Source organism: Mycobacterium sp. (assembly GCF_008709575.1).
Taxonomy (GTDB): Bacteria; Actinomycetota; Actinomycetes; order Mycobacteriales; family Mycobacteriaceae; genus Mycobacterium.
The window spans coordinates 1-16,223 of the sequence record NZ_VYIK01000004.1; the positions used below are offsets into that span (position 1 = coordinate 1).

Sequence of the window (16,223 nt, forward strand, 5' to 3'; positions counted from 1 at the left end):
CGGCCGCTACCGGTAGCGAGTCTGCCCGATGACTGACCCGCTAGTTCTCATTAGGCACGTCGAGGTGCCGAACCCCGAACGGCTCAAGGGGTATAGTCGTAGCATTGGCCGATCCGTCGGGATCCCGAGTGCCCCTGGCCGTGAGGAGGTGAGAGCGAGATGAGTCCTGATGACAGTTGTTATCCGAGGGCAGCGACCATTTCGTTTCGACCCGGCCCGGGCACCGTGTCCGGTTTCTGAATCAGCTTTACTAGCTTCATTTTTCACCGGTATGCCCTGGGCGTCCGTGTACGTGCTCTGAAGTCGCCGACTTCGTTCTGCATGACTTAAGGAGAAGCCGATGTCGTTTACTGAGCAGAATGCGGCTGCAGTCGGTGCCGCGCAGGGATCGTCGGTTGTCCGGGACGTGATAGTGGGCGCCGCTGTCGCGGTGGTTTCGGTGGCTCTGACCCTCGCGGTCGTGTCGGCAAGCCACCATAACGAGACGGCAGCAACAGTTTCCGCACCACCACCACGCCCTGCCAGCACTTCAAGCACCCACACCGACGAGTGTCCGGGATCCGACAGTGCATTAATGCGCGCACCAGGGCCACCCGATGATCCCTACCAGGTCGTCGGACCCAATTGGCCCCAGGGAGACAGCTGCCAACTCCTCGAGGAGATGCTGGCTGTTGACAACGCCGAGGCCGGCTTCCCGACCTGGCAACTGCCGGCCGCATTGAAGAACGCGCGCTGGGCTGCCGATGAATTGGTCCGGCACGCGGGCGGGCTTCTGGGGGTCACGATCCCCGACGACATGGGTGTCTCGACCGAGACGGTAGAACGGGCCCTCATAGAGGCCTCGCGGGCAATTCGAGATGCCAAGGAACGCATCACCGGGATAGTCGCGACAGTCAACGCGACCATGCATCCAGGTGATGCCAACTCCTCGACTGCGAGCCTGCTGCTCGGCGGGCACCGCGAGCGCATCGCGGCAGAGCGAAAGCAATTGGACGCCAAACTGCGCAAGATCGGCAGCGCGGTGCGAGACCATCTCATTCCCGGCGGTGAGCCCGCGCAGCAGACCTACTTGGTGTGGAACGAGCAGGGCGTCACGAACGTCGTCGATCGTCAGGGCTACGCGCTTGATTCGGACACCAACGCCCGCATGTCCGACGTCCCCTTCGTGACCCTGCCCCCCGTCGAACCCGTAAAGCAGCCCTCACCTCAGGGACGAACCTGAACCGTCGGGCCTGGCTACCGAGGAGCGGCCCCGCTCTGGACAGATCCCGGCCAGGCTACCAGGACAGGGCATAGAGCATGGTCGATGAGGTATCTGGTGGTCGGACCGATGCTTTCGGGGCCGGGCCGGTCGAGTTCGCCGTCGCGCGCCAGGACCAGGAGTTCGGCGTTCTCGGCGGCGGCGAGGACCTCGGTCTCGGCTTGTCCGGTGCACGCACGGGTGATGCAGGGGCGCTCCAGCCGGGCAGCAGCGGCGGCGAGCAGTTCGTGCGCGGCAGCGTTGGCGAGAGCTGCGACCCGGGTGCCTGGGTCGCGGTGGGGATGGCCGCGGCCGAGTAGCCCGGCGTAGGCGCTGTGAGCGAGCCCGGCGGCATCGGGGTCGGTGACGTGAACCAGGACGATCTCCGCGCCGGCCGGAGTATAGGTACGGGTGGCATCGACACAGGCGGGCCAGGTGGTTTCGACGATCCAGGCGATCACCGTCATGGCGCATCAGCCTCCGAGCAGGTGCAGCGATGCCCATAATGCCACCAGCGCCGTAACGATCGCCGCCGGCGTGGTCAGGGCGCCGAGCGTGGTGAATTCGGTCAGGCTGGTGGCGTGGTCGTGTTGGCGCAGGATGCGTCGCCACAGCATCGTGGCGAGCGAGCCGGTGTAGGTGAGGTTCGGGCCGATGTTGACCCCGATGAGCACCGCGAGCACTGTCGCGGGACCGCCGGCCGCAGTCAGGGGAAGCAACACCAGCACCGCGGGCAAGTTGTTGATCAGGTTCGCGGCCAGTGCGGCCACTGCGGCGATGCCGAGCAACCCGGTCAGTCCGGTGGCGTTGGGCAACCAGCCGCCGAGTGCGCTTCCGAGGCCGTTGTCGATCACCGCGCGTACCGCGACCGCCAAAGCGAGCACGAACACCAAAAACGCCGGGTCGGCGGCGCTGACGATGGTGGTGAGGGATAGCCGCCGACGCCGGGCACCGGCTGCGGTCAGGACCAGCGCTCCTAAGGCCGCCGCCCACGCCGGGTTGACACCGACTGCCGAGGTGACGGCAAACCCGGTCAAGGTGGCGGCCAGGGTAGCGACGGCAAACCACGGCGGAGCGCTGGGCGGGTGAGGCTCCGGCGGAGTCGTCGTCGTGGCGGCGAGATCGCTGCGGAAGAAGGACCGAAACACCGCAAATTCGGTGACGATGGCCACCAGCCAGGGCAGCGCCATCAAACCCGCGAACCGCAGGAAACTTAAACCGCTGGCGTGAAAGGCCAACAGGTTGGTCAGGTTCGACACCGGCAACAGCAGCGATCCGGTGTTGGACAGATGGGTGCAGGCGTAGATGTGAGGACGGGCGCGGGCTGCCAGGCGCGCGGTGGTGGCGAACACAACCGGTGTGAGCAGCACGACGGTGGCGTCGAGACTGAACACCGCGGTGACCAGCGAGGCCACCACGAACACCGAAGCGAGCAGTCGATTCGGCCGACCCCGCGCCAGGTGCGCCATCGCCCTTCCGCACCAGGTGAAAAGGCCCTCATGAGCGCACAGCTGAGCCAGCATCAGGACCGCAGCCAAAAATCCGACGACCGGCGCCAGCTCGATCAGCTCACGGCGCGCGTCAGTCAACGAGATCGCCCCGACCCCAACCAAAATCGAGGCAACAGGCACGGCAACGACGGCCTCAGGCCACCCGAAAGGGCGAATCGCCGCCCACGCCAACACCGCCACCAATCCGGCAACGGACCACGTCTCGGCCTCGACTGCGTCCACGACAGCGCCGCTGCTACTCGATGGGTGAGGGCGCCAGGCCCGTTTCCCGGTCCGTGCCGGTCACACCGTGGCCGCAGGCCTTGTCGGCGGGTTGCAGCATCGAGCGATGTGTAACCCAGATGATCAGCGCTGCCGCCGACAGTGCACCGAGCACCGCGAACGCTGTCCGGTAGCCGAATTCTTGGGCGAGGTATCCCCCCAACACCGGGCTTATCGCGGCCCCGATGCCCTGGGCGGTCAACACTGCCCCCTGACCGACGTTGATGTGGCCGGTGCCGTCGAGCATCCGGGCCACCAGGCCGGGGACGGCCACCGAGAGGATGCCGGCCCCGATGCCGTCGAGAATCTGCACGGGCACGATTCCCCAGGTGGTGACGACCCCGGCGGCGACGAGCCCGCGGATGGGCAGTGCGGTGAAAGCGACGGCGATAGCCAGCCAGTAGCCGCGGGTTTCGGCGATGCGCATGGCGCTCAGCGCGGCACCGATCATCACGGCTTGGGCAATGACCACGGTGCCGGCCACGGTGACAAACGGGTTGGCGTGGGTGGCGACTACGGCCAGACCGTACAACGGCAGCATCGCGGCGTTGCCGAGGTGAAACAGGGTGACAGCGCCGGCTAGCGCCAGCAGTGGCGGTGAGGCAACCAGCAGCCGCAGTCCTTTGCCGCGACCCTGGTGGTCGGTGGCGCCGCGGGCCGCTTCGTGGTCGATGCGGCGGGCCGGGATCATGAGCACCGAAATAACGGTGATCACCGCGAATACGGCGGCCAGCCAGAACACTGCCGCGAATCCGAAGCGCCAGCCCAGCAGGCCGGACAGGGCGGACCCGGCCATGTTGCCGGCATGGTTGTAGGCCTGGTTGCGGCCGTTTTGTGCGGTGAACCCGGCTTGGCGGACCACACCCAGGGTGATGCCGATCACCGCGGGGCCGAGCGCCGCGCCGGCGACGGCGCTGGCCGCCTGTGCGGCGGCGACGACCCAGAATTGTCGTGACAGCAGGATCAGACCGGAAGCGGCGACGGCCAGCGCGCCGGCCACGACGACGGTGGCCCGCTTACGGGTGGTCGCATCGATCCACGCACCCGCCGGAGTGGTCGCTATCAGTGCGGCGATGGCACCGAGGGCGGTGACGGTGCCGATCGCCCCGGTGGCCCAGCCGCGGCCGGCGAGCAGCACCCCCAAAAACGGGCCGAAGCCGGCGTGCACGTCGGCCATGAAAAAATTCACCGCGAGCAGTGCGGCGCGATCACGGGCCCGCGGCGTTGGACACTCTCGGGTAAGCACGTGGCTGCTCTTTTCTCGCCTGCTCTGGTGGTCGACGCGGCGGTGCACTCATCGCGGTCAATTCGAAAAGTTTTTGATTGCAGCGACTTTCAGTGCCACGATGAGATCTTCCGGATTTCGTGCGCAAGTGGGCGCTGGGGTTCGCTCACGGTCGTCGCTCGCTTCCACGCAGGACTATCGTTGACGCTCTTGCGATAGTGAACGATATATCTACTAGTATCGTGATGCAAGCGGTGAGGGGACGTTATCGGTGCAGCGTGTCCGGGTGCTGACGACGATCGAGGTCAGCGGCGGCTGGTGGCTTGGTGATCCCACCCGTTTCCGGCATGGCGATCAGGTAGAGAACAAAGCCCGCGCCCGCGATCGCACCCAGTGACATGAACGCCGCGTGATAACCAAAGGCGACCACGATCGCGCCCGCGACCACGTTCGACAGTGAGGCGCCAAGACCCCATGCGGTGATGATGGCGCCGAGGCTGACGTTGTAGCGGCCGGTTCCGTGCGTGAGGTCGGAGACGACCAGCGGAAACAAGGCCCCGAAAATGCCGGCTCCCACGCCGTCGAGGAGTTGCACGCCGACCAGCCAAAAGGTGTTGTCCGACACGGGGTACAGAAACCCCCGGCAGGTCAGGATCGCGAAGGCTGTCAGGAAGATGGGTTTGCGTCCCCAGATGTCGGCCCTGGCGCCGGTGACATAGGCTACCGGCACCATCACGGTCTGCCCGGCGACGATGCATATCGCCATCAGCGTGGTCCCGGCCTGTTTGTTCAACAACCCCAACTCCTGGCCAACCAAGGGCAACATGGCGGCGTTGGCGAAGTGAAACACCACGATCGCCGCCGCGAAGACCATCAACCTTCGATCCTGCAGGAGCACCGCGAAACGAGACGGCTGCCGGTGCTGGCCTGCGGATGCCCGATGCAGGCCGCGCGCCACGTCGTGGTCGATCGCGCTGGGCGGGATTCGCAGCGTGGCGATGATGCTGAGCGCGGACACCCCGGCTAAGAGCCAAAACACCACCACCGGTCCGAGGAAGTAGGCCAAAGCGCCGGCCACCGCGGCCGACGACGCGTTGCCGGCATGGTTGAACGACTCGTTGCGCCCGATACGTCGAGCGAAACACCGGAGGCCGACAACGCCCAGTGTGATCGCCGCCAGTGTGGGAGTGAAAATAGCACAGGCGATCCCGACAACCGCCTGCAGCAATGAAGTCGTATAGATGTCGGGAAACAGCGGCATTGCCGCGGCCGCGAGAGTGATCGCTGCCGCGCCGGTGATCACGAGTGCTCGTTTCGCCGTGGTTCTATCGACCAGTGCACCGATCGGGGTTTGCGCGAGCACGCCCACAGCGGTGAACACCATCAACACGAACCCGATTGAGGCCTGATCCCAATGATGTTTCAGCAGAAGGTAAATCGACAGGTATGGTCCTAATCCTTCGCGAACGCCGCCCAACGAAAAGTTCAGCAGATCCAGTGCGTGCGCCGTGCGGCGTGGAAGACCCTCAGTGGGCTGTGACATGGGAAATCACGCCATCACCGGGTACCAGACCCTGTGGTGACCGCATAGGAACTGGTCGGCTCGTGTGCTGATCCCGATCAAGGCTGCGTTGACCGTCCTTTCCCGGTGAAGTTACAGCGTCGGCGCCTCGCGGCCCTAAGGCCCGAACGGCCCGCCAGGGCCCGCGAAAAACCCAGGTCCGGTGATCAGGCCGACGAGCAAGGCCGGTGCACCGACGAGCATGCCCAGCAGCACAATGAGCCCCACGATTGCCGCGGTGGTCAGCAGCCAGGGACTCGCCCCGGTGGAGCCAGGCACACCAGCGGGACCGCTGACTCCGCCACCGCGACCGGCACCAGGCCGGTGCCCGGTTGTGCTATGCACGCCGGCCCAATACCCCAGCGCGGCAACCGCGATCAACAGCAACAAAGTCACCATGATCAGTCCTCCCATCGGCAATCGGGACGGTCTCGGCGATAGCTCCTGAATGACTGGGATGCAACACCTCAGGGTGGTGGGGGTGGGCCCCAGCCCGGTGGTGGTGGTGGTGGTGGGGGTGGGCCCCAGCCCGGTGGTGGTGGGGGTGGGCCCCAGCCCGGCGGTGGCGCGAGGACTTGCCCGGGCGCCGGCGGCGGAGCCTGCGGATCAGCGTGCGCGACTGCGACCCCGACCAGCGTCAACCCGACACCGGTTGCGATCGCCGCGCGGGCCAGTATCTGCATGACCAACATGAGGAATACGTCCTTTGCACGACGGGTTAGGGTCCGTGGGTCGGGCTCGGCGGCGCGGCGGGCCGGGGCCAACCGGGGGCGGGTGTCACCGGTTGCGGCGCGAGCGCTGGTCCACTCGGAGGCGGCCCCCACGCCCACGGCGGCGGCGGAGGATGGCACCGCGGCGGTGGTGGCGGCGGTGGTGGCGGCTGAACCCATCCCGGCGGTGGCGCGTTGGACCACACGCCCGGTAGAGCCGGCGCGATACCCCAGCCGCCCGGCGGCGGAGGGGCGAATAAACGGACCAGGCCGCCGGCAGCGATGACGCCGATCAGCAGCCCGATGGCGCCGGCGCCCACGGTGGCGGCGACCGGATGGCGAGCAACGACCGACGGTGCCCGGGCGCCCATGCTCGTTATCGGCTCGACAACCGGGCGTCGAGGTTCACCGCTGGGCGGATCGGAAGCGCTCCGAACCGATAGGTCGTCGGCCATGATTCCTTCGCGATAGGAGACCTGGGCTATGGCTGCAACGCTAGGAACGGACTGTGAAATCAACCTGAAGACCGGGCACAGCGGGGCGCTATCTTCAGGTTGGTTTCAGAAACCTGACCGGTCGGCGCCGACAATGAAACCATGACCGATCGGCCGCAGAATCCGCCCCGGGGCCCGCGCGAGCGGGCAAGGCAGCCCAGCGCTGCGCGGGTTCTCGTGGTCGAGGATTCCCAGACGATCCGTGAGATGGTCAGCGAAGCGTTGGCCAACGCCGGGTATGTCACCGCGACACGTCCTAGCGGGGCCGGCCTGGAAGATGTCCTCGAGGGATTTCGGCCCGACCTGGTGGTGCTCGATGTCATGATGCCCGGACGTGACGGCTTCATGTTGATCGACGTGGTTCGCGACTGGGGCGAGGCCGGGATAGTCTTGCTCACCGCCCGAGACGGGCTGCCCGACCGGTTACGCGGGCTCGACAGCGGCGCAGACGACTACGTGGTCAAACCGTTCGAATTGGCTGAGCTGGTCTCCCGCGTCGGGGCGGTGTTGCGCCGCCGCGGTCGGCTCCCGGCGATTCTGCAGTATGGCGATGTGACCTTGGATCTGGACGCCGGAGTCGCCAGCCGGGCCGGATGCCGACTGGACCTGACTGCCACCGAATTGAGGTTGCTCAGCTTTCTGGCCGAGCAGCGCGGCCGAATCGTCAGCACCAGCCAGATTCTGGTCACCGTGTGGGGATACGACGCATACGACGCCAATTTGGTGCATGTCTATGTCAGCGCGTTGCGCCGCAAACTGGAAGCGCACGGCCCGCGCATCCTGCACACGGTGCGCGGTATCGGCTACCGCCTGCAACCCCTCCGGTCGTGACCACCGACCGCGGCGTCGCGCGTCCGACAACTCCTGCACCGTCGCTGCGCCGGCGGGTGACCCTGATGGCGCTGGCCGCGTTGGCCGTGTTGTTGCTGCTGCTCGGCGTCAGCATCGACACGCTGCTGGGCGTGCAAACCCGCCGCAACGTGCACGACCGACTCATGGCGACCGCATCTCGCGCTGACGCACTCGCCGCCGTCAACACTCCACCCGATCAACTCGTCGCTCAGTTGGGTGGCGGCGGCATCCGGGCTCTGCTCGTCGCCCCGGACGGCAGCACCTTCGGTGATCGCGCCATCCGCGCGGACGCGGTAACCGGGCCAACCGTTCCCCCACCCCCACCGCCGCCAGTCCCGCCGCCTGCCCCGCCGCCGTGGAACCAAGCATCCCCGGGTTGGTGGCCGCCTGCGCCGGGCTGGGGGCCGCCGCCGCCCCCGCCGGGCTGGGGGCCGCCGCCGCCGGGCTGGGGGCCGCCACCTCCTCCACCGCCTCCGAAGAGGCCGCCGCCAGACGCCACCGCGTCGGTGATCGTGCACCCGTTGCGAACCGGCGGGCGGGTGATCCTGGTGGCGGACACCACGGCGACCGCGGCGCTGATCCGGCGGCTACGGGAAACCATGATTGCCGCCGGGCTGATCACCCTCGCCGCGGCAGGTGTGTTGTTGAGCCTGGTCACCCGCGCAGCGCTGCATCCCCTCGATCGGCTGACCGCGCTGGCCCGAACCATCACCGGCGGTGACCGCGGTCAACGCCTGCACCCCGACCGCACTGACACCGAACTCGGCCGCGCTGCCGCGGCTTTCGATGGCATGCTCGATGCTCTGGAAACCTCCGAGCGACGTGCCCAGCACTCCGCCGAGACCGCCCGCCGCGCCGAGGCCACCACCCGGCAATTCCTCGCCGACGTCGCCCACGAATTACGCACACCGATCGCCGGTATCCGGGCTGCCGCCGAACAACTGCACACCGCCGCCGCCCAACACGGCGATGACCCGCGGGCGGCCGGCCAATACCGCCGCGCAGAGTTGTTATTGGCCGAGTCGCGCCGCGCCAGCCGACTCGTCGCCGACATGCTCGACCTGACGCGCATCGACGCCGGCGTGACACTCGACGTTGCCGAGACAGACCTGGCCGCGCTTGCCGACGCCGAATGCGAGCGTGCGGCAATGCTGTCCCCGGACCTGACGGTGATCCGCACCGGCGAACCCGCTATGACTGTCCGCGCCGACCCCAACCGGATCGCCCAAATCCTGTCCAATCTGGTCGACAACGCCCGTCGGCACACTCCCCCAGCCGGGAGAATCGTCATCGACGTGGGCCGTACCGACCACGATCAGTCTGCCGATCGCGCCACCGTGACTGTAACCGACTCAGGCCCCGGCATCCCGGAAACCGAGCGGGAACGCATCTTTGACCGCCTGGTGCGCCTCGATGCCGCCCGCGACGCGGATCATGGCGGGGCCGGGCTCGGGCTGTCCATCGCGCGGGCGCTGGCTCGAGCCCACGACGGCGACCTGGTCTGCCTTCCGCACCGCGACGGCGCCTGCTTCCAGCTCACTCTGCCGTTGTCGACGAAGGCCTGAGCCCGGATATTCAGATCGGGACAATTTCGCGCAACAGGTTCTGCCGGATCCGGTAAAGGTTGGGACACATTTTCGGCTGTCTCGCGACACGTCAAGCGCAACAGCGGGTTATGTGCCCGCGTGGTTAACAATGCGGGACATGACTGAATTGCGGAAGCTCGATGGTGGCGCATGAGATCTCACGCCAGACGTTTTTGCGTGCCGCCGGAGCATTAGCCGCCGGAGCGGTTTTCGGATCAGGTCGGGCCGGCGCCGATCCGGGCAGCTCCGGTTGGGAAGGCCTTTCCGGTGCGATCGGCGGGCAAGTGCTACGGCCCGACGACGGTCCCCAATTTGCCAGCGCGAAACAGGTTTTCAACACCAACTACAACGGATCGACGCCGGCGGCGGTCGTCACACCGACGTCGCTGGCGGACGTGCAAAAGGCGATGGCCTTCGCGGCTGCTCACAACCTGAAGGTAGCGCCGCGCGGCGGCGGGCATTCCTATGTAGGGGCGTCCACGGCAGACGGCACCATGGTGCTTGATCTGCGGCAGCTGCCGGGAGGAATCAGTTACCACGCCCCCACCGGTCAGGTGACGGTGGCGCCCGCGACCGGGTTGTATGCGATCCACGATGCGCTGGCCGCGGCCGGGCGGGGTGTGCCGACAGGTACCTGCCCCTCGGTGGGCGTGGCGGGGCATGCGTTGGGAGGTGGGCTGGGCGCCGATTCACGGCACGCCGGTCTGCTCTGTGATCAATTGACGTCGGCGTCGGTGGTGCTGCCCGGTGGCCAGGCGGTCACCGCCTCGGCCACCAGCAACCCCGACCTGTTCTGGGGATTGCGGGGTGGTGGCGGCGGCAACTTCGGGGTGACCACCGCGCTGACTTTTGCGACGTTTCCGGTCGGGGACGTCGACGTCGTCAATCTGAATTTTCCGCCGCAGTCGTTCGCTGCGGTCTTGCTCGGTTGGCAAAATTGGCTGCGCACCGCCGACCGCAGCAGCTGGGCACTCGCGGACGCCACCGTTGACGCGATGGGTACCCATTGCCGGATTCTGGCGACGTGCCCGGTCGGGTCGGGCGGCAACGCCCAGCGCGCCATCGTGTCGGCCGTGGGGATGGCGCCCACCGGGACCGAGAACTACACGTTCAACCGGATGGAACTGGTGAAGTATCTGGCCGTCGGTAATCTGAACCCGGCACCTTTGGGATACGTCGGCGGGTCCGATGTCCTCCCTGTTATCAACGACGGCGCCGCTAACGGGATTGCGGCGGCGGTCGATGCCTTCCCGCGCGGGGCGGGCCGCATGTTGGCGATCATGCACGCACTCGACGGCGCCCTCGCCAGTGTGGCACCGGGGGCGACGGCCTTTCCGTGGCGCCGGCAGTCCGCGCTGGTGCAGTGGTACGTCGAGACATCGGGCGACCCGTCGGCAGCGACCGGCTGGCTCACCGCGGCACACCAAGCGGTGCGGCCGTACTCGGTCGGCGGCTATGTGAACTATGTCGAGGCAGCTCAGCCGCCGGCGCGCTACTTCGGCCCGAATCTACCGCGGCTCAGTGCCACTCGGCAGAAGTACGATCCCGGCCGGGTCATGTTCTCCGGGCTGAATTTCTAGCTTGCCGCCGCGTCGGAACGCTCCACTGAGCGATGTCCTTCGCTCGCCCCGGTGTGTCGCGCACAGGCGGTGGCAATGCCGGTGGAAGCTAGGCCGCCGACTTCTCCAGGATGTGCACGCCGCAGGCGGAGCCCAGGCCGATCACGTGGGCCAGCCCCACCTTGGCGTTGTCGATCTGGCGGTCGCCGGCTTCGCCGCGCAGATGATGGCAGATCTCCCAGATGTTGGCGATGCCGGTGGCCGCAATCGGGTGGCCCTTGGACTGCAGCCCGCCCGATACGTTGACCGGGGTGGAGCCGTCGCGCCAGGTTGCGCCGGAGTTGAAGAAATCGGCGGCACCGCCCTCCTCGCACAGCATCAGGTTGTCGTAGTGCACCAGTTCGGCGGTGGCGAAGCAATCGTGCAGCTCAACCAGATCGAGGTCGCCCGGGCCGACGCCGGCTTGCTCGTAGGCAGTTGCGGCGGCGTTACGGGTCAACGTGTTGACGTTGGGCAGCACCTGACAGCCCTCTTCGTAGGGGTCGGTGGTCAACACCGACGCCGACACCTTCACCGCACGACGGCGCTGCCCAGCCGACAGCGACTTCAGTGTCTGGCCGTTGCACACGATCGCCGCGGCTGCGCCGTCGCAGTTGGCCGAACACATCGGCCGAGTGTTGGGATAGGCGATCATGACGTCGCTCATGATCTGCTCCAACGTGAAGCGCTTCTGGTAGGCGGCCAGCGGGTTCAGCGTCGAGTGGGCGTGGTTTTTCTCGCTGATCCGGGCGAACAGCTCGAAGCTGGTGCCGCCGTATTTGTGGCCGTACTCGGTGCCGATCTGGGCGAACACGCCGGGCATGGTTTCGGTGCCGATGCGCCCGTCAATCGGGGCGACCGCGCCGTAGCGGCCCGCCGGGGTCCACACGTCGGCGTCGGGCTTCTTCTGGCCACCGCCGCCGAGCAGCCCGGCGCCGGACAACTTCTCCACGCCGACGGCCATGCCGTAGTCGACCTCGCCGGCTTTTACGGCCATGATCGCGGTGCGCAAAGCGGTCGCCCCGGTCGCGCAGGCGTTGGCCACGTTGTAGACCGGGATACCGGTCTGGCCGATCTGTTTCTGCAGCTGCTGACCAAGGCCCGCATTGGCGTTCATCAGGTTGCCGGCCGCCAACACCCCGATATCGGCCATCGTCAGACCGGCGTCGGCGAGCGCCCCCGTCGCCGCCTCGGCCGCCAGGTCGACGGTGTCACGGTCGGGGTGCTTACCGAACTTGGTCATCGTGATACCCAGGATCCAAATCTCGTCGCTGGCACTCATCGTCTCTGCTCCTTGTGCGTGCGGAAAGGTTGGCGGTGGGTCATTCGGCGGGCTCGAAGCCGAAACCGATCGCTTCGGTACCCGCGGAGTCGGTGCCGATCGGGTAGGTGGCCAGCCGCACCTTCATCCCGTCGTGCACGTGCTCGGGGTCGGGCTCGACATTGATGAGGTTGGCGCGGACCTGGGTGCCATCGCAGTCGACCACGCCGGCAACGAACGGGGTGGGGATTCCCGGTGCGGCGACGGTGACGATCGTAAACGCCCGCACCGTGCCCTCGGTAGCGATCGGAACGGTCCTGAACTCGGTGGCGAAGCACCGCGCGCACCCGTTGCGACGGCCGAAGAACCGGGCTCCGCAGTGGGTGCATTCCTGTGCGACCAGGTGCGGTTCGCCGTCGTCGAGCACCAGATAGTCGACCAGGGGGATCTGTCCGGCCATGAAAACCTCCATCGTCTGGGTATCGACATTAGCGAGCGCGGCCCGGCGGCGACAGAGCCCGCCCGCGCCGTGGCGCAGAGTGTCGACGGGCAGCCCGGCGGCACCGTAGACTCAGGGAACTTCGCAGGGCGATGCTGCGGACCAGACCTGGGGAGGCGACGTGTCGATACTCGATGTCAGTCCGGCGGCCGTCAACGTTTCGGCGTTGACGGAAGCGGTGATCAGTGGGGAAATGGCGGCGACCACGGCGGCGGGGGCGGCCGCCCTCACCGGGGTGGTACCGATGGCGGCATCTGCCGACGACGAGGCGTTCGCGACGGCGATGGCCGCGGCTGGCGCCGCCTACCTGGGCGTGGCCGCCGAACACGTCGGGCAGCGGTTCGGATACGCCGGCGGACAAAATCTGGCGGCGGTCAGTTACGTGCTCAACGAGCTGCTCAGCGCCGCCAAATTCACCTTCTGACCACCCGGGCATGGTTCTCGACCCACGGTGGATCGCCGCGCCGCCGGAGATCGTTGCGCTGATCTTCGAGGGCGGCCCGGGCCCGGGGTCGGTCGTCGCCTATGCCGGCGTGATGGCCACCGAGGCGGCCGGCCACCAGATGTCGGCGTCGGCATCGGCCGCCAACATCGCGGCCACCAGTGCGCAGTGGATGGGGCTCGCCGGTGCCGCCAACGCCGCCAAGGGGGCTGCTCTGAACCTCGGTGGATTGGAGCCGCTGGCGGCCCACTGCGCAAAACACGTGCTGCTTGCGCAAGCCGCCGCCGACGCCTATACGATGGCGGCGCCGTCGGTCATCCCCTCGGTGGCCTGCGAGGCGAACCGGGCTTTGTGGGGGCTCTTGAACGCCACCAACTGGTTCGGCCAGAACACCCCGGGCATCATTGCGCAAGACCTCCAGTACTTCGGCGAGTACTGGCCCCAGAACTCCAGCGTCGGCGTGCTGTACGCCTCCACCCTGGGCTCGATAGCCGCCGCGGCGAGCGTGCCGCCGCCGCCCACAGTCGTCGGCGCGTCGCCGGTGGCTCCGGCGGCCGCCGCCGGGAGCGTCGCACAATCGGCGGCGAACGCCGGCGCGACCGACGCCGTCCAGGCACCGGCAGCGGGGGTCCAGGCGGCGTCGTCGGCGCCGGCCGACGTGACCGGCCAGCTTGGTTCCCTGCTGCAGCAGGGGCCGCAGCTGGTCTCGGGCCTGAGCGAGCCGCTCAAGGGCGCCGCCAATGTCCCAGCGCAGGGGCTTTCGAGTGTGGCCGGCCCGGCGCAAACCCTGATGGGCATGTTCCTGCAGTCGCAGGCGCCGGCGGCAGCCGGGATGGAGTCTGTTGCCGCACCGCTGGGCACCGGCGGCGCGGCCACCGGCGCCCTCAACGCCGCCGCCACCGGTGCCGGCGCCCCGGGCCTCGGCTACAGCGGCGCGGGGCTGACCAGCTTCACCCAGCCGACCAGCACCTTTGCCGCGGAGCCGGGTGGCCGGCCGGCCGGTCGCGCCGGGGTACTCAACGCGGCGGAGCTGCGCGGTCCGACGACCCGAACAGTCGGCGGGGCGCCCATGCCGGTCGCGCCGGCGGGGATGCTGGCCAAAGCGAACGCCGATCCCGGCAAGGAGGACGACGTCCCGCACGCGCGCATCGTTGTCGACACCGGTGAGCGCGATCCTGAGCCGACGGACTCCTAACAGCGACCCCCAAAACGGCGACGATCAGGGCAGCCTGAGGCAGCCGAGGCCATTGGGACAGCTGGTAATCCTGCCGCTGAATACTCTCAGCAAAGGCGAAGTGACAGCCACCGGATAACGCCTACACTCTCGGTCATGCCCCGCCACGGGGGAGGCGCAATGTAAGGAGAAGTACATGGCCGAGCCGTCAGCAGCGTTTCCACGTATCCCGCAGGAATTGGCGCTCCAGGTGAAGGCGCAAATCGAGTCGCTCATGGAGCACGCAACGGTCGCTGCCAACCAAGGTCTGGCGGCGGTCGAGGAGGTCGTCATGTCGGGAGCCCACAGCGGCGCGGCCGCCGTTGTGTCACAACAAAAAGCCGTCGAAATCAACACAGACCTCATGAAGGTCATCAACGGTTGCACCAACCTGGCGCACAAGCTGGGTGTTTCGGTGGCGCAGTTTGCGCAGCACGACGCCGACGCAACGAGCCAACTTCAGTCGATCAGCCCGCTCTGATCACGCGCGGGCTCGCGCAGTACCCACCATCAGCTCGACAAGACTTGACGAGATAGGAAATCACAGTCATGGATCCATCGATCATCACCTACATGCCCGGCGCGATCGAGAGCGCGACCGGCACTCTCGGCTCGGCCTCGGCGGCGCTGGCCCAGTGCCAGGCCGACCTGGTGAACATCAATGCGCTTCTGGCCAGTCATATGGGCGGCAAGTACCACGCGTCATACCAAGAAGCGATGCTGCGGATCGAGCAGCCGTTGCAACATCTGGCCGAGACCGTCGGTGTGCACGGCAATGTCTTGAACTCGATCACCCACGACGCGCTGGCGTTAGACGCTTCGCTTGCCACCTAACAACCTGTCCGGCCACGCTGGGGCGCACAAAGCCAGTGTGCCCCAGCGGCTTTCAGGCGAAATGCGGTAGAAGAGCGCGCTGTGCTAACCACCAGCGTCGACGGCCTGTGGGTGCTTCAGGTGCTCACCGGCATCGAAGTGCTCGCCCCGGAGTTGGGCTTGCGATCGGTGTTGCCCAGCGTCGAGACTCCGCACATGGCGCTGGCCCACCCGGTCGCGGCCGAGTTGCGCTCGGCCGGCGTTCTCGACGAGTCGGACACGGTGAACACCACGATCGTCGAGTGGCTGACCGTGCTCGCGCGCCGAGACGTCGGGTTGGTGATCCACGTGCTCACCCCCGATCACGGGCACACACCTACCCGGGCGCTGCTGGCGCGATTCGCCCAGTGGTGGGTCGTCATGGAACGCTCGGAAGACCTGGTCCGCATCAGCGGCGCCGGAACGTCGAGCGCGGAGGGTGCGGCCAATGCCGTGATCGGCGCCCAGATCGAGCGATTGTGCGGTTCCAACACCCCCGCCCCGCTGCGGCCGGTCACGGTGGACGCCGATGCGCTCGCGGCTGTGGGCGCAAGTCAGGAGGCGCTGCACAGTTTCCTGGCAAGTCAGCGACTCGACCCCGATCAACGGCAGGTGCTGGCAATGGCCGCGGATTCCGCCCGTTCGGCCCGGGCGTCCATCGTGGCGACCCAGTCCGGAGTCGCTACCGCCGGGCCCACCCGGACGCACGTCGAGCAGACCGCGGTAACGATCATCGACACCCCCGGTGGGCGGTTGGTGGCCGAGCACGTGTCCACCGCAGGCAAGCGATGGCTGATCCTCGCGCCCGGCACCACAACCAATATCGCCTCGGCGATCAACCAGATGATGCGGCGCCTGCCGGCGGAAAAAGAATGGTATTCATACCGAAAGGTGGTGTGAGTTGAGGTCCTCTCACAA

17 protein-coding genes are annotated in these 16,223 nt (G+C 67.4%); 9 read left to right on the top strand and 8 right to left on the bottom strand.

Annotated elements, in window-relative coordinates; all coding sequences use genetic code 11:
• Positions 1-340: 340 nt before the first annotated feature.
• Positions 341-1,222 carry a hypothetical protein gene (locus tag F6Q13_RS01550; RefSeq protein WP_293051255.1) on the top strand — a complete coding sequence of 294 codons (882 nt, stop codon included), beginning with the start codon at positions 341-343 and terminating at the stop codon, positions 1,220-1,222.
• A 14-nt stretch (positions 1,223-1,236) separates the two neighbouring features.
• On the opposite strand, the gene F6Q13_RS01555 is transcribed toward F6Q13_RS01550, so the two are convergent.
• From F6Q13_RS01555 to F6Q13_RS01580, 6 genes are all read right to left on the bottom strand, one after another.
• Positions 1,237-1,707, bottom strand: a complete 471-nt coding sequence (locus tag F6Q13_RS01555) for a universal stress protein (protein WP_293051258.1) — start codon at positions 1,705-1,707, stop codon at positions 1,237-1,239.
• Between the two features lie 6 nt (positions 1,708-1,713).
• The gene (locus tag F6Q13_RS01560) at positions 1,714-2,973 is read right to left on the bottom strand and encodes an SLC13 family permease (protein WP_293051261.1); all 1,260 of its coding nucleotides are present in this window, start codon (positions 2,971-2,973) and stop codon (positions 1,714-1,716) included.
• A gap of 13 nt (positions 2,974-2,986) precedes the next feature.
• On the bottom strand, positions 2,987-4,201 hold the full coding sequence (locus F6Q13_RS01565) for an MFS transporter (RefSeq protein WP_293051264.1): 1,215 nt from the start codon (positions 4,199-4,201) through the stop codon (positions 2,987-2,989).
• Between the two features lie 301 nt (positions 4,202-4,502).
• Complete coding sequence (locus F6Q13_RS01570) at positions 4,503-5,780, bottom strand: MFS transporter (protein ID WP_293051266.1); 1,278 nt, start codon at positions 5,778-5,780, stop codon at positions 4,503-4,505.
• 135 nt (positions 5,781-5,915) lie between these two features.
• On the bottom strand, positions 5,916-6,197 hold the full coding sequence (locus F6Q13_RS01575) for a hypothetical protein (protein WP_293051269.1): 282 nt from the start codon (positions 6,195-6,197) through the stop codon (positions 5,916-5,918).
• A 68-nt stretch (positions 6,198-6,265) separates the two neighbouring features.
• Complete coding sequence (locus F6Q13_RS01580) at positions 6,266-6,688, bottom strand: hypothetical protein (protein ID WP_293051272.1); 423 nt, start codon at positions 6,686-6,688, stop codon at positions 6,266-6,268.
• A gap of 416 nt (positions 6,689-7,104) precedes the next feature.
• Between F6Q13_RS01580 and F6Q13_RS01585 the strand changes: the two genes are divergently transcribed.
• The 3 genes from F6Q13_RS01585 to F6Q13_RS01595 all read left to right on the top strand — a co-directional run bounded on the left by F6Q13_RS01585 (position 7,105) and on the right by F6Q13_RS01595 (position 11,020).
• Positions 7,105-7,833, top strand: a complete 729-nt coding sequence (locus F6Q13_RS01585; protein ID WP_293051275.1) for a response regulator transcription factor — start codon at positions 7,105-7,107, stop codon at positions 7,831-7,833.
• Positions 7,834-7,898: 65 nt separating this feature from the next.
• A complete protein-coding gene (locus F6Q13_RS01590) occupies positions 7,899-9,419 on the top strand; it encodes a HAMP domain-containing sensor histidine kinase (protein WP_293051431.1) in 1,521 nt (506 codons plus the stop codon).
• A 164-nt stretch (positions 9,420-9,583) separates the two neighbouring features.
• Positions 9,584-11,020: an FAD-binding oxidoreductase gene (locus tag F6Q13_RS01595; protein ID WP_293051434.1), complete on the top strand. Its 1,437-nt coding sequence runs from the start codon at positions 9,584-9,586 to the stop codon at positions 11,018-11,020.
• An 88-nt stretch (positions 11,021-11,108) separates the two neighbouring features.
• On the opposite strand, the gene F6Q13_RS01600 is transcribed toward F6Q13_RS01595, so the two are convergent.
• Together F6Q13_RS01600 and F6Q13_RS01605 are read right to left on the bottom strand one after the other, a co-directional pair.
• Positions 11,109-12,320, bottom strand: a complete 1,212-nt coding sequence (locus F6Q13_RS01600; RefSeq protein ID WP_293051278.1) for a thiolase family protein — start codon at positions 12,318-12,320, stop codon at positions 11,109-11,111.
• A gap of 40 nt (positions 12,321-12,360) precedes the next feature.
• The gene (locus F6Q13_RS01605) at positions 12,361-12,759 is read right to left on the bottom strand and encodes an OB-fold domain-containing protein (RefSeq protein WP_293051281.1); all 399 of its coding nucleotides are present in this window, start codon (positions 12,757-12,759) and stop codon (positions 12,361-12,363) included.
• A 160-nt stretch (positions 12,760-12,919) separates the two neighbouring features.
• Here F6Q13_RS01605 and F6Q13_RS01610 point away from each other — a divergent pair, with 160 nt between their 5' ends.
• The 5 genes from F6Q13_RS01610 to F6Q13_RS01630 all read left to right on the top strand — a co-directional run bounded on the left by F6Q13_RS01610 (position 12,920) and on the right by F6Q13_RS01630 (position 16,205).
• Complete coding sequence (locus tag F6Q13_RS01610; protein ID WP_293051284.1) at positions 12,920-13,222, top strand: PE family protein; 303 nt, start codon at positions 12,920-12,922, stop codon at positions 13,220-13,222.
• Positions 13,223-13,232: 10 nt separating this feature from the next.
• Complete coding sequence (locus F6Q13_RS01615; RefSeq protein ID WP_293051287.1) at positions 13,233-14,435, top strand: PPE domain-containing protein; 1,203 nt, start codon at positions 13,233-13,235, stop codon at positions 14,433-14,435.
• A gap of 175 nt (positions 14,436-14,610) precedes the next feature.
• The gene (locus tag F6Q13_RS01620) at positions 14,611-14,934 is read left to right on the top strand and encodes a hypothetical protein (RefSeq protein WP_293051290.1); all 324 of its coding nucleotides are present in this window, start codon (positions 14,611-14,613) and stop codon (positions 14,932-14,934) included.
• A 68-nt stretch (positions 14,935-15,002) separates the two neighbouring features.
• Positions 15,003-15,287 (top strand): hypothetical protein, encoded by a 285-nt coding sequence (locus F6Q13_RS01625; protein ID WP_293051293.1) that lies wholly within the window; start codon positions 15,003-15,005, stop codon positions 15,285-15,287.
• Between the two features lie 81 nt (positions 15,288-15,368).
• On the top strand, positions 15,369-16,205 hold the full coding sequence (locus F6Q13_RS01630; RefSeq protein WP_293051297.1) for an ESX secretion-associated protein EspG: 837 nt from the start codon (positions 15,369-15,371) through the stop codon (positions 16,203-16,205).
• Positions 16,206-16,223: the final 18 nt, after the last annotated feature.

Coding starts and splice junctions, on each gene's coding strand:
- F6Q13_RS01620 (WP_293051290.1), top strand. CDS start 14,611: ATGGCCGAGCCGTCAGCAGCGTTTCCACGTATCCCGCAGGAATTGGCG.
- F6Q13_RS01575 (WP_293051269.1), bottom strand. CDS start 6,197: ATGGTGACTTTGTTGCTGTTGATCGCGGTTGCCGCGCTGGGGTATTGG.
- F6Q13_RS01605 (WP_293051281.1), bottom strand. CDS start 12,759: ATGGCCGGACAGATCCCCCTGGTCGACTATCTGGTGCTCGACGACGGC.
- F6Q13_RS01570 (WP_293051266.1), bottom strand. CDS start 5,780: ATGTCACAGCCCACTGAGGGTCTTCCACGCCGCACGGCGCACGCACTG.
- F6Q13_RS01590 (WP_293051431.1), top strand. CDS start 7,899: ATGGCGCTGGCCGCGTTGGCCGTGTTGTTGCTGCTGCTCGGCGTCAGC.
- F6Q13_RS01600 (WP_293051278.1), bottom strand. CDS start 12,320: ATGAGTGCCAGCGACGAGATTTGGATCCTGGGTATCACGATGACCAAG.
- F6Q13_RS01580 (WP_293051272.1), bottom strand. CDS start 6,688: ATGGGTTCAGCCGCCACCACCGCCGCCACCACCGCCGCGGTGCCATCC.
- F6Q13_RS01550 (WP_293051255.1), top strand. CDS start 341: ATGTCGTTTACTGAGCAGAATGCGGCTGCAGTCGGTGCCGCGCAGGGA.
- F6Q13_RS01625 (WP_293051293.1), top strand. CDS start 15,003: ATGGATCCATCGATCATCACCTACATGCCCGGCGCGATCGAGAGCGCG.
- F6Q13_RS01585 (WP_293051275.1), top strand. CDS start 7,105: ATGACCGATCGGCCGCAGAATCCGCCCCGGGGCCCGCGCGAGCGGGCA.
- F6Q13_RS01555 (WP_293051258.1), bottom strand. CDS start 1,707: ATGACGGTGATCGCCTGGATCGTCGAAACCACCTGGCCCGCCTGTGTC.
- F6Q13_RS01615 (WP_293051287.1), top strand. CDS start 13,233: ATGGTTCTCGACCCACGGTGGATCGCCGCGCCGCCGGAGATCGTTGCG.